This window comes from Paracoccus marcusii, from assembly GCF_006151785.1.
In the GTDB taxonomy this organism is placed as follows: domain Bacteria; phylum Pseudomonadota; class Alphaproteobacteria; order Rhodobacterales; family Rhodobacteraceae; genus Paracoccus; species Paracoccus marcusii.
In genome coordinates this window covers 1-12,106 of sequence record NZ_VDDD01000105.1, presented here as the reverse complement: position 1 = coordinate 12,106, position 12,106 = coordinate 1, and the positions used below count along the sequence as shown (strand labels likewise).

Below are 12,106 nucleotides of genomic sequence, written 5' to 3'. Positions count from 1 at the left end.
AACCTGCGCCAATCGGCGTAAACAACCCTTGGACTCCGGTCGCGGCTGGATGAAAGACCCGTGGCAGGTCACATCCTCAACGTCCAAATCGAGAGGAAACGGATCGGGGACCTGACGGGCGTCGGACATGGCCTGCCTTATCAAGGAAACCACGCTCAGTTTAGAGCATCTGGAGGTGCGGCGCTGACAGTTTCGCGACACTCGAACCAGGCAATCAGCAGCGTTAGGGGGTATAAAAAATCACACTTCCATTTCTTGCCACTCACACTCCTACCCATGCTCCCACTCACACTCCTACCCATGCTCCCACTCACACTCCTACCCATGCTCAATTCGTAAAGGGCAGGAACATCTTCAAACGGGTTCTGTTCTCTGCCCATGAAGAGCAAACGCACTCTCTTCATGGGGACCTTCGTTCACCTTGTTCGAAGGTCCCCTCATCATCTGGACAGTGCGTTGCTCAGACCCGCCGAACAGGACACGGATTTGTCGGGAACATTGGCACGCTGGTCCGGTTCGGAGTCATGACAGACATCCCGCCCCACCTGATCGAGCTGGCCCGAAGGCTGGAGGAGGCTTTGCACGCCGCCGCCCTGCGTCATGAAAAACAGATCGCAGATGCGGCGCACCGCAGACCCTCATGAGACAACCCCCGCGCGATCGCTCACACGGGGGTTGTTGGGCGCATAACACCTCATCCTGAAGTATGTCAGATCCAAGCTATCACTTCTGCAGATCACCCGCCTGATCCGGGCCGGCTGCGACGGCCCATGTCTCCACCCGCTCAGATCAGAATAAGTCAGCGCCTGTGTCGCATTTCAAGGTTAAGCCGCAGCAACAAACCCCGCCCCATCAGACAAAGACAAGGTCGTTTCCAAGCGCGTTTATCGTTGTATTGTGAATGATCAGGACGTCGCCGTGGCCGAAATCGAGGACAACAGCGGATCCGCTTTCCGAAGCGTAGGAACGAGGCTGCGCAAAGTTCGCAACTTCAATATCAAGAAGCTGGATCGTGTCGATATCATCCTGAAAGTCAAGAATGACATCGTGGTCAGATCCGCTCCTAAAAACAAAGGTGTCAGTGCCTGCGCCGCCCCTGATGCGGTCATTTCCGACACCGCCATCCAAGGTGTCGTTTCCAAAGCCCCCGGCGAGAATGTCGTTGCCGGCGTTGCCTTGTAGCAGGTCATGGCCATACCGACCGTAAATGGCGTCCGCCCCGTATCCGCCTCTGATCAGGTTGGCCCCGGCATTGCCGAGCAGGTGGTCATTGCCTGCCCCGCCGTGAATGTTCTCGATGTTCCGGAGGACATCGACCCCGTGACCTGTGGCCTGCGAACCGGTCACCGCTAGATCGAGCCTTACCGCCCGCGTCTCGCCCATGAACGTGACCCAATCAACTCCAACACCCCCGTCCAGGGTGTCGTTTCCAAAGCCCCCGGCGAGAATGTCATTGCCGACATTGCCTTGTAGCAGGTCATGGCCATACCGACCGTGAATGGTGTCCGCCCCGTATCCGCCTCTGATCACGTTGGCCTCAGCATTTCCCAGGAGGAAGTCGTCGCCTGCCCCGCCGTGAATGTTTTCGATGTTCCGGATGACATCGACGCCGTGACCTGTGGCCTGCGAACCGGTCACCGCTAGATCGAGCCTTGCCGCCCGGGTCTCGCCCATGAACGTGACCCAATCAACTCCAACACCCCCGTCCAGGGTGTCGTTTCCAAAACCGCCGTTGAGAGTATCATTGCCGGCGTTGCCTTGAAGCAGGTCATAACCCTGCCTACCGTGAATGGTGTCCGCCCCGTATCCGCCTCTGATCACGTTGGCCTCAGCATTTCCCAGGAGGAAGTCGTCGCCTGCCCCGCCGTGAATGTTCTCGATGTTCCGGACCACATCGACGCCATGGCCTGTGGCTTGCGGACCGGTTATCGACAGATCGAGCCTTGCCGCCCGGCTCTCGCCCATGAACGTAGCCCAATCAACTTCAACACCCCCGTCTACGGTATCATTTCCAAGACCTCCGGCAAGCGTATCATCGCCAACACCACCCTCCAGGACGTCGTTTCCGGCAAGGCCGTTGATACGGTCATCACCCTCGTTGCCTACCACTACGTTCGCATCGGCTGAGCCGATCAGGATGTCGTTGAAACGACTTCCCATCAGGTTCTCGATGCTGATCAAGGTATCACGACCTTGGGAGGCGCCGACATTTTGAGGACCTGCCATTGAGAGATTGACCAGAACATCGCCCGGGGCGCTCAGATAGTCGGCCGTATCGGTGCCGTGCCCCCCGTCTAGGGTGTCGTTTCCGGCTCCGCCCACCAACGTATCATTGCCCTGGTTGGATGATACCAGGTCACCGGAAACCCTCATGGTATCGATGTCCGAATTCCACCTCAGATCGCCCAGGAGGCCGCCCGCATAGAGGTTGGTGAAATCAATCACCATCGTTGTGTAAATGTCACCGACTGCTTCATTTCCCGAGATACTTACGATCCCTGAGTAACTTGCGATCAGGTTTCCGGCGATCTCTTCATATTCTGGAGCCAGTCTGAAAGGAAAGCCACTCAATGACCCTGGGGTAGAGCCACCGGACTGATCATCACTGTCCAGGGTCGTGTCGAATACCGAGTTGGCAGGCTGAAGATTTATTTTAAGCGATGCGAGGAGCTTTGTTGCTACCAACTCATGCCAATCAAAACCGAAGGACATATCGACGCTGGTACCGGTAGCGCCGCCGTATGTATACGCATCCAGGGCGTGCCATCTCAAATTTTCTACTGATCCGTCAGCGTATACAGCTTTGATTTGAGCGCCTTCCAAATCAACCCCTCGCGAGGCCGTGTCTTCGCGAATACCGCCGATGGTTTCGTGCGGATTATCGTCTACTTTAACGATATCGATTGAGGGCATTTATCGGCCTACTTTCTACCGTCTGAGCACGCTCTCTAAGCGCCCTTTGTGGAGGCGAAGTAGATCAAGGCCACTCCGTTATAAAAAATTAGCACTGCGCACTTTAAAATCTATTTGATGACCATGAGACTATAAATGTTTCCTGATCTATTGTTCGGGTTCGCTGTTTGTACAGTCCTCCGCGCCCATGTCACAGTTAGGGTTTGATCTGCAAGAGAGAAGCAGTCTCGTAGAGGGACATAATTACCCATCGATGCGCTTAGTTTACTCTCACTGCGCTGCTCTCTCTGAGTATCAGCCGACCGGTCACCAGCACTTTCGTCGGAGCTTGGGTGTGACCACCGTTGATGACGCCGTCGAGCAAGCTGACCGCCATTGCGCCGATCTGGCGTTTCGGGACGTGTATCGTGGACAGAGCCGGGGACAAAAGGCTGCTCATAGGCAGGTTGTCAAAGCCCACGACCGAAACGTCCTCTGGGATGCGATGCCCCAGTTCCTGCAAGGCACGCATCAGGCCGTGGGCCACAATGTCATTCACGCAGAAATAGGCGTGGGCGATACTGTCCTGCCCGGCAAGGTGACGCTTGGCCTCGGCATAGGCTCCGTCGCGCCGCGCTGACACATGCAGGATGTCCTGCTCCCCGACCGTGATGTCCAGCTGCTTACAGGCCCGCGAAAACGCCTGTTCACGCAGCCGAAAATTTGTCACGTCGGAACGGCTTCCGACGAAGCCGATCCGGTCGAGCCGGGACGCCTTGAGGTGCGACGCGACGCAGAAGACGGCTTGATCATTGTCCATGTCGACGAAATTCGCGGTCACGTGCAGGCAATAAGTGTCGATGAACACTACTGGCTGCTGACCTTGTGACAGTTTGAGGATGTCGTCCTCGGATAATTCGGTCCCCAAAATGATCTGACCTCGCCCGTCACCACCCGTGGCCAGCAGGGCCGCGATGTCCACGCCGTCATGGGCCACCACCTCAAGGTTGTAGCCCCGGCGCGTGGCCTCGTGGGACATGCCGTCGATATAGTCAGAGATGAAGTGGTTGTGGTCGCGGTTTACCGTGTCGCCATGCTTTGACACCTTGAGGAAGCGAATTGTCTGCGACGCGTCGGCCTTAGTCTTGGACGGCCTGGGAGCATAGGACAGCGCCATCGCCGCAGCCAGCACCCGATCGCGGGTGACCTGCGTGATGTCGCCCTTGCCGTTCAGAACCAGCGACGCGGTCGTGGCCGACACGCCGGCCATGTCGGCCACCTGCCGAAGGGTTGCGGGCTTTCTGACTGGTTTGTCCATGTTTTGCACGCCCCCTCCTCTGGTCGAGACCACCTTCTATACAAGACCGCCCCAAGGCCAAGGCTGCTGTGACCCCCCGTTTCGACAAACCGCGAGGGCCCTGACAAATCCGTTGCATGACTAACAACTTGCTGCTAGCGTTTTACTAAATCAAGCGAATGTTTTACTAAATCCTGGGGAGGAGAAATGGTGAAACGCGATGCGAACCTTGCGGTACTGTGCGTCCTGACCGTCGTCCTGCTGGCCCTCGGCGGGCTGGTGTCCGACGGCGCGTTCCTGTCCTTGTTCAACCTGCAGTCAATGGCGACACAGGTGCCCGAGATCGGCTTGCTGGCGATCGGCGTCATGCTGGCGATGTGCGCGGGCAACGGAGGCATCGACCTGTCGGGCATCGCGAACGCGAACATGTCCGGAGTCGCCGCGGGGATATTTGCCATTGCGACGGTCGACGCCGCCACTTCCCCCATGCTGTTCACCGTGGTCTTTGCCGTGGGATGTATGACGGTCGGCCTGATCGCGGGCATCCTGAACGGCATCATCATCTCCCGGTTCGCCATCACGCCAATCCTCGCGACCCTGGGCACGCAGATGCTGTTCACAGGCGTCGCGGTCGTGCTGTCCGACGGGCGGTCGTTGACCATCGGCTCTCCGGACCCGTTATACGAGCTGGGCAACGGGGTCTTGTTCGGGATGCCGATCAGCTTTCTGATTTTCCTGGCGATCGGAGCGGTGCTGGCTGTGGTACTGCGCCTGACGCCGTACGGGATGCGCCTGATGCTGACTGGCGCGAACCCCAAGGCGGCGGTCTACAGCGGGTTCCGCGGGGTGCGGATCATCACCACCACATATGCGATATCGGGGCTGCTGGCGGGGATCGCCGGGATCATCATCGCGGCGCGCAACGTCAACGTCAAATGGGACTATGGCACGTCGTACCTGTTGGTCGCGATCCTGATCGCGGTGATGGCGGGGGTCCGTCCGCAGGGTGGCCACGGCCGCATCGTGAACGTGATCCTGGCAGCCGTCGTGCTGCAGCTTCTGTCCAGCCTGCTGAACTTCATCGGGCTGTCCAATTTTGTTCGAGATCTGGCCTGGGGCATCCTGCTTTTGTGTTTCCTGGCCGTGGCGCGGTTCGATCTGACCGACAGGATCGCCGCGTTCGCACCTTCCCGGCACCCCCCTCGCGCCGCGGAATGATGGGAGGATGAGGGCTTTCTTCGGAGGAGACAGACAATGACGACCAAACACCGCGCGCTGACAACCGGCCTGAAGGCCGCCCTTCTTACCACCGTGATGGGGGTGGCCGGCCAAGGGGCATGGGCGCAGGACGGCAAGGCCATCACCACCGTCGTGAAGATCAGCGGCATCCCGTGGTTCGACCGGATGGAGACCGGGGTCAAGATATATGCCGAGCAGCACCCTGAGATGACGATTTCTCAGGTCGGGCCTGCCACTGCCGACTCTGCTCAGCAGTTGCAGATTGTCCAGGACTTGGTGGCGCGAGGCACCGACGCACTGGCCATCGTACCCATGGATCCGGGCGTGTTGGAGGGGCTGCTCAAGCGCGCCATCGACCGGGGGACCATCGTCGTGACGCACGAGGCCGACAACCAGGTCAACACGATGGCCAACATCGAGGCGTTTGACAACGCCGAGTACGGCACTGCGCTGAACGAGCGGCTGGCGGAATGCATGGGTCAAGAAGGCAAATGGACGACCTTCGTAGGGTCTCTGGGCAGCCGCACGCACATGCAGTGGGTCGGCGCAGGCGAGGAGAATGCCGCCCAGTATCCCGGCATGGAACTGGTCGATCCTAACAACGAGTCCTTTGACGATGCCAACGGCACTTACGAGACCGCCAAGGAGATCCTGCGCAAGCATCCGGACATCAAGGGCTTTCAGACCTCGGCCGGGAACGACGTCCTTGGCGTCGGTCGCGCGATCGAGGAGGCCGGCCTGACCGGTCAGGTCTGTCTTGTGGGCACCGGACTGCCGAACCCGTCAGCGGCCTATCTGGACAGCGGCGCCATCACGGCTATCGGGTTCTGGGACCCGCAAAAGGCCGGAATGGCAATGAACGAGGTTGCCCGCATCCTGCTGGAGGGGGGTGAGCTGGAGGACGGCATGGATCTTGGCGTCGAGGGCTATGAGGCGGTGTCCGTCACGCAGGGCGCCGGCGAAGGAAAGCTGGTTGTCGGCAACGGCATGGTGATCGTCGACAAGGACACCTACGCCGAACGCCTATTCTGATCTCGAACCATGACAAGGACCGCCCCGGCTGCAGCCAGCCTGCACCCGGGGCGGTCCGACCCCGCGACCTTGTCCCAACGGAGCCTTTTCCGATGACCGAGCCCACCCGTTCCACCCCGCCCTTCCTGCAACTTCGCGGAATCCACAAGCGGTTCGGCGGTGTGCGCGCCCTGTCCGGGGTGGACCTGACCATCGAGGCCGGAAAGGCCTATCATCTGCTAGGCGAGAACGGCTGCGGCAAAAGCACGGTCATCAAGATCATGTCGGGCGCCCATGCCCCGACCGAAGGCAGCATCCTGCTGGACGGGGAACTGGTCCCCAAGTTGTCGCCGATGGCAGCGCTGCAGGCGGGGATCGAGACGGTCTATCAGGACCTGTCGCTGTTGCCGAACCTGACCGTGGCCGAGAACGTCGCCCTTGGCGAACAGCTTGTGGCCGGGCATGGGCGGCTGCTGCGGCTGCTCGACCGGACGCGCGTTTATGCCACCGCCGCCGCCGCGCTTGGCAAGGTGGGCTTGGACCCGGTCGAGGCGCTGTTGAACAGCGTCGTGGGCGATCTGCCCCTGGCGATCCGCCAGCGCGTCGCGATTGCGCGCGCCATCGCCGCCGAGGCGCGGCTGGTGATCATGGACGAACCCACCACGTCGCTGACCCGGCACGAGGTCGAGACGCTGATTGAGGTGGTCAACCGGCTGCTGGATGCGAATGTCGCCGTGCTGTTCGTGACTCACAAGCTGGAAGAGTGCTATCGGATCGGTGGCGACGCCATCGTCTTTCGCGACGGGCTGAGCGTCGCGCAAGGCCCGATAGAGAGCTTTTCTCGCGCCAGATTGGCCGAGCTGATGACCGGGCGCGAGATCGAGGCCGTGCGGTTCCGCACCGGCGCCCCCCAGCCCGAGGTTCTGCTGACGGCAAAGGGGCTGGGCCACGGACAGGCGTTTCGCGACATCTCCTTCACCCTGCACCGCGGTGAGATCCTCGGGATAACCGGCCTGTCGGATTCTGGTCGGAACGAGCTGGCGATGGCATTGGCCGGTCACCTGTCGACCGACAGCGGCAGCCTGTTTCTGGACGGACAGCCGGTGCGCATCGGATCGCCCTCCGAGGCCATTGACCACCGCATCGGCTATGTCCCCGAGGATCGGCTGTCCGAAGGGTTGTTCATCGAGAAATCCATCTTCGAGAATGCCGTGCCGCTGATCCTGGGCCGAATCGCGGGTCACCTTGGCCTGATCGACCGCCGCAAGGGCCGCGACGCCGCCCGCGGGATAGCTGCCGGGATGAACCTGAACACCGCCGACATCGACCTGCCGGTCGGCGCGCTGTCGGGCGGCAACCAGCAGCGCGTTCTGATCGGGCGCTGGCTCAGCATCGATCCGCGGCTGCTGATCCTGCACGGGCCGACCGTGGGCGTCGACGTGGGGTCCAAGGAGACGATCTTTCGCGCGATCCAGGAAATGGCCGATCGCGGCATCGGCCTGCTGGTCGTGTCGGACGACCTGCCGGAACTGCTGCAGAACTGCGACCGCATCCTGGTGATGAATTCAGGCCGCATCATCGAGGATCTTCGCGCCATCGAGGTGGACGAGGACCGCATCTATCAATCCATGCTTGCCAGCCAGGCGGAGCTTGCAGAATGACCGTGGTGCCGCACATGATCGACAGTCCATCTACCGACCCCGAACGCGCGCCGACCGCCGGCGTCTTCGCGTTCCTGCGCGCCCATCCAGAAGCAGTCAGCCTGATCCTGCTGGTCGCGATCTGCGCATCGGTCGCCCTTATCAACCCGGCCTTCCTGCAGCCGTCATCGCTGATCGACATGGGGCGGGCCAGTGTCGTGACAGGGCTGTTCGCCTTGGGCGTGTTCACCGTGCTGGCCTCGGGCGGCATCGACGTGTCGTTTCCCGCTGTGGGGGCGGTGGCCATGTACGGGATCAGCACGCTGGTGCTGAACGTGTTCCCGGGCATGCCGATGGCGCTGATCGTCGTGCTGTGCGTCGCGACGGGCATCGTGCTGGGCATCGTGAACGGCCTTCTGGTCCATGAGCTGCGCGCGCCCGCGCTGATCGTCACCATCGGCACGCTGTACGTTTTTCGCGGGATCCTGCTGGTGTTCGTGGGAACGGTCTGGCTGATGGAGATGCCGTCGCAGATGGTCGCCTTTGGGCAATGGTCGCTGGTGGACATCACCACGCGCGGCGGCGCCACCGTCAGCCTGCCGGTCTATTTCCTAAGCTTTCCGCTGGCCGCCGTCCTCACTTGGTTCGTCTTCAACCGCACCTTGATGGGCCGCGCCATCTTTGCCGTGGGCGGCAAGGCCGATGTCGCCGCCAGGCTGGGTTACAACATCCGCGCGGTCCAAGTCTTCGCCTTTGCCTTCGCGGGCGGGCTGGCGGGCATGGCCGGGGTCATCCAGGCCTCGGCCAACCGGATGGCCAATCCGTTCGATTTTGCCGGGACGGAGATCATCGTCATCGCGGCCGTGATCCTGGGCGGGGCGCGCATCACCGGCGGCACCGGGTCGGTCCTGGGCACGGTCATCGGTGTCCTTCTGGTGACGGTCGTGAACAACGTCCTGGTCCTGGTCGGCATTCCCAGCACCTGGCAGCGCGTCGTCGTCGGCGCCTTCATCCTCTTAGCCGCCGCGTTCTTCGTCCTGCGCGACCGCAAGACCACCACCTGATACCCGGAGTAGAGCAATGAAGAAGTTCCTTAACAATCCCGAAGACTTTGTCGATGAGATGCTGGAGGGCATCTATCTTGCCCATCCCGAGGTGACGCATGTCGGTGACGACTTGCGCTGTTTCGTGCGCACCAATCCGGTGCCCGGCAAGGTCGGGCTGGTGACCGGCGGCGGTTCGGGCCACCTGCCGCTATTCCTGGGATTCGTGGGCGAGAACATGCTGGACGGCGCGGGCGTGGGCGGTGTGTTTCAATCGCCGTCATCCGAGCAGGTGCTGGACGTGACCCGTCATGTAGACCAGGGCGCGGGGGTGCTGTACCTTTACGGAAACTACAGCGGCGATCTGATGAACTTCGACATGGCCGGGGAACTGGCCGATCTGGAGGGTATCAGGACCATGACCGTGCTGGGCCGCGACGATGTCGCGTCTTCGGTCGTGGGCGAGGAACACAAGCGGCGGGGGGTCGCCGGGATCTTCTTTGCCTACAAGGCTGCCGGGGCCGCCGCCGCCGCGATGAAGCCCTTGGACGAGGTGGCACGTCTGGCCGAAAAGGCCAGCGCGCGCACTCGGACAATCGGCGTGGCCCTGTCGCCCTGCATCGTCCCCGAGGTCGGTCGGCCCAGCTTTCAGATCGGCGCGGACGAGATGGAGATCGGCATGGGCATCCACGGAGAGCCGGGCATCACCCGCAAGACACTGACACCCGCGAACGAGATGGTCGATGAGATGATGTCCCGCATCCTCGCCGAACAGAGCTATGAGACGGAAAAGGACGTCGCGGTGCTGATCAACGGGCTGGGGGCTACGCCTCTGGAGGAGCTTTACGTCATCTATCGCCGCACGGCGCAGGTGCTGGATCAGGCTGGTGCGCGGATCAGACATGTCTTCATCGGCGAGTTCGCCACGTCGATGGAGATGGCGGGTGCGTCCATATCGGTCCTGCAAATGGACGACGAACTGCAGCCGCTGATCGCGATGGGCGCGAACACGCCCTTCTTCAAGCATATCGCCCAGTGAGGGAGGGGACGATGGACAGGCTGACGGCGCATGACATTCCGCAACTTTTCGCACGCCTTTCCAAGGTGTTTGCAGACCAGAAAGAGGCTCTGATCACACTGGACGGACAGGTCGGCGACAGCGATCTTGGCCTCACCATGGCCAAAGGCTTCGCCGCCGCCGACAAAGCGGTGTCCGAACTAGGCGACGCCCCGATCGAAGCACAGCTGAAGGCAGCCGGTGCCGCAATCGCCCGCGCGGCCCCATCGACGATGGGCACCCTGATGGCCACCGGCTTTCTGCGCGGTTCGGCCTCGGCCAAGGATTGCGACGACCTGAGAACTGAACAGATGGCGCTATTCTGGCGGGCGTTTCGCGACGGCGTCGCGCAGCGGGGCCGCGCGCAGGTGGGCGACAAGACGGTCCTGGACGTGCTCGACCCGATCGCCATGAGCGTCGAGGCCGATGCCAAGGCGGGCACGGGGCTGTCGACGGCGCTGGACAACGCACATGCCGTCGCGGTCGACGCATTGGAGCGGACCAGGGACCTGGTGGCCCAGCACGGCAAGGCGGCGGCGTTTCAGGAAAAGACCCGCGGCATCCAGGATGCCGGCAGCACCGTTGCGGTCATCCTGATCCATACGATGGCGGATTTCGTCAGCCATGGCGCGGCACGGCCCGTCGGAACCTGAATTCAAGGCAAGGAGAGCGGCATGAAATACCGGATCATGGGGCGCAGCGGACTGAAGGTCTCGGCCTTGTCCATGGGCACTTTTTCGTTCGGCGGCCGGGGGCCCTTTGCCGCCATCGCCAGCCAGGGCGTGACCGAGGCCGCACGGCTGATCGATTGCTGCACCGATCACGGGGTCAACCTGATCGACACCGCAAACATGTATTCGACAGGCCTGTCAGAGGAAATCGTAGGTGAGGTGCTGGCGGACCGCAACCCGGACATCCTGATCTCCTCCAAAGCGCGGATGAGAATCGGGGACGGGCCGAACGACGAGGGCGCCAGCCGCTGGCACTTGATCCGCGAATGCGAGCGGTCGCTGAAGCGGCTGCGTCGCGATCATATCGACATCTACCACATCCACGAATGGGACGGCCAGACCCCGGTCGAGGAGACGATGGAGGCGCTGGACAGCCTGACACGGCAGGGCAAGATCCGCTATGCTGGTTGTTCAAACTATACGGGTTGGCAGATCATGAAGTCGCTGATGGCCAGCGACCGCGGCCATTTCCAGCGCTTCGTCACTCAGCAGATTCATTACACTCTGGAAGCGCGCGAGGCGGAATACGAGCTTCTGCCGCTTTCGGTGGACCAAGGCATCGGCGTCACCGTCTGGAGCCCGCTGGCGGCGGGCCTTCTCAGCGGAAAGCACACGCGGCAGCAGCCTGTGGCACCCGACAGCCGTCAGGACCGCGGATGGTCTGAACCGCCCATCCGGGATCAGGAGCGTCTGTGGCGGATCGTCGATGTCCTGAATGACATCGCCGCCGCATATGACGTCGAGGCCGCGCAGATCGCCCTGGCCTGGACGCTGACGCGACCCGCCGTTGCGTCTCTGGTTGTTGGCGGAACCTCGACCGCGCAGTTCGAGGCGAACTTTCGGGCCCTGGACCTGACTCTATCGCCAGACGACCTGGCACGTCTGAATGCGGTCAGTCGCCCACCACAAATCTATCCGCTTTGGCACCAGTCGCAGTTTGCGTCGCCCAGGTTCGGACCGGCAGACAAATCGGTCGACTTAGAAACTGGAAACCCCTGAGTCGGTACGATATCGCCAGCCAAGTCCAGATCCTATGCTGAAGATTGTTCGATCGTCAAAGCCAGAACATGACGGTTACGGCAAGAGCGATGGCGGAATGGAAGACCTTCGGGCACCCGTCGTAGCGGATGGCAATGCGGCGCCAGTCTCCAGCCTGCCAAACATGATCTCGATCCAACTGCACCTCTTTTAGCAGC

The 12,106-nt window shown here is 61.6% G+C and carries 10 protein-coding genes and 1 pseudogene; 7 read left to right on the top strand and 4 right to left on the bottom strand.

The features are described 5' to 3' along the window. Window positions 1-440: 440 nt before the first annotated feature. From FHD68_RS14390 to FHD68_RS14380, 3 genes are all read right to left on the bottom strand, one after another. On the bottom strand, window positions 441-629 hold the full coding sequence (locus FHD68_RS14390; protein WP_139086071.1) for a hypothetical protein: 189 nt from the start codon (window positions 627-629) through the stop codon (window positions 441-443). A gap of 223 nt (window positions 630-852) precedes the next feature. After that, window positions 853-2,913, bottom strand: coding sequence for a calcium-binding protein (locus FHD68_RS14385; RefSeq protein WP_139086069.1), 2,061 nt, complete (start codon window positions 2,911-2,913; stop codon window positions 853-855). A 259-nt stretch (window positions 2,914-3,172) separates the two neighbouring features. Then, entirely contained in the window at window positions 3,173-4,210 is a 1,038-nt protein-coding gene (locus FHD68_RS14380) for a LacI family DNA-binding transcriptional regulator (protein ID WP_139086078.1), read from the bottom strand. Window positions 4,211-4,399: 189 nt separating this feature from the next. Here FHD68_RS14380 and FHD68_RS14375 point away from each other — a divergent pair, with 189 nt between their 5' ends. The 7 genes from FHD68_RS14375 (at window position 4,400) to FHD68_RS14345 (ending at window position 11,909) form a co-directional block, all read left to right on the top strand. Then, window positions 4,400-5,407, top strand: a complete 1,008-nt coding sequence (locus FHD68_RS14375) for an ABC transporter permease (protein WP_208863779.1) — start codon at window positions 4,400-4,402, stop codon at window positions 5,405-5,407. 36 nt (window positions 5,408-5,443) lie between these two features. Then, window positions 5,444-6,460 carry a substrate-binding domain-containing protein gene (locus FHD68_RS14370; protein WP_208863778.1) on the top strand — a complete coding sequence of 339 codons (1,017 nt, stop codon included), beginning with the start codon at window positions 5,444-5,446 and terminating at the stop codon, window positions 6,458-6,460. 92 nt (window positions 6,461-6,552) lie between these two features. Then, a complete protein-coding gene (locus FHD68_RS14365; protein ID WP_139086065.1) occupies window positions 6,553-8,100 on the top strand; it encodes a sugar ABC transporter ATP-binding protein in 1,548 nt (515 codons plus the stop codon). Next, complete coding sequence (locus FHD68_RS14360) at window positions 8,097-9,143, top strand: ABC transporter permease (RefSeq protein ID WP_208863777.1); 1,047 nt, start codon at window positions 8,097-8,099, stop codon at window positions 9,141-9,143. The genes FHD68_RS14365 and FHD68_RS14360 overlap by 4 nt, the downstream gene beginning before the upstream one ends. A 16-nt stretch (window positions 9,144-9,159) precedes the next feature. After that, a complete protein-coding gene (locus FHD68_RS14355; RefSeq protein ID WP_139086063.1) occupies window positions 9,160-10,161 on the top strand; it encodes a dihydroxyacetone kinase subunit DhaK in 1,002 nt (333 codons plus the stop codon). Window positions 10,162-10,172: 11 nt separating this feature from the next. Next, complete coding sequence (locus tag FHD68_RS14350; RefSeq protein ID WP_045983562.1) at window positions 10,173-10,832, top strand: dihydroxyacetone kinase subunit L; 660 nt, start codon at window positions 10,173-10,175, stop codon at window positions 10,830-10,832. 21 nt (window positions 10,833-10,853) lie between these two features. Next, window positions 10,854-11,909 carry an aldo/keto reductase gene (locus FHD68_RS14345; RefSeq protein ID WP_139086061.1) on the top strand — a complete coding sequence of 352 codons (1,056 nt, stop codon included), beginning with the start codon at window positions 10,854-10,856 and terminating at the stop codon, window positions 11,907-11,909. Between the two features lie 55 nt (window positions 11,910-11,964). Here the strand turns inward: FHD68_RS14345 and FHD68_RS14340 are convergent. Then, window positions 11,965-12,098 (bottom strand): annotated as a pseudogene (locus tag FHD68_RS14340) (IS5/IS1182 family transposase); the annotation flags it as partial. Between the last annotated feature and the right edge of the window lie 8 nt (window positions 12,099-12,106).

What these genes read in the sequence shown, in the direction of transcription:
- FHD68_RS14355 (WP_139086063.1), top strand. Translation starts at nt 9,160, where the DNA reads ATGAAGAAGTTCCTTAACAATCCCGAAGACTTTGTCGATGAGATGCTG.
- FHD68_RS14350 (WP_045983562.1), top strand. Translation starts at nt 10,173, where the DNA reads ATGGACAGGCTGACGGCGCATGACATTCCGCAACTTTTCGCACGCCTT.
- FHD68_RS14385 (WP_139086069.1), bottom strand. Translation starts at nt 2,913, where the DNA reads ATGCCCTCAATCGATATCGTTAAAGTAGACGATAATCCGCACGAAACC.
- FHD68_RS14365 (WP_139086065.1), top strand. Translation starts at nt 6,553, where the DNA reads ATGACCGAGCCCACCCGTTCCACCCCGCCCTTCCTGCAACTTCGCGGA.
- FHD68_RS14345 (WP_139086061.1), top strand. Translation starts at nt 10,854, where the DNA reads ATGAAATACCGGATCATGGGGCGCAGCGGACTGAAGGTCTCGGCCTTG.
- FHD68_RS14360 (WP_208863777.1), top strand. Translation starts at nt 8,097, where the DNA reads ATGACCGTGGTGCCGCACATGATCGACAGTCCATCTACCGACCCCGAA.
- FHD68_RS14370 (WP_208863778.1), top strand. Translation starts at nt 5,444, where the DNA reads ATGACGACCAAACACCGCGCGCTGACAACCGGCCTGAAGGCCGCCCTT.
- FHD68_RS14380 (WP_139086078.1), bottom strand. Translation starts at nt 4,210, where the DNA reads ATGGACAAACCAGTCAGAAAGCCCGCAACCCTTCGGCAGGTGGCCGAC.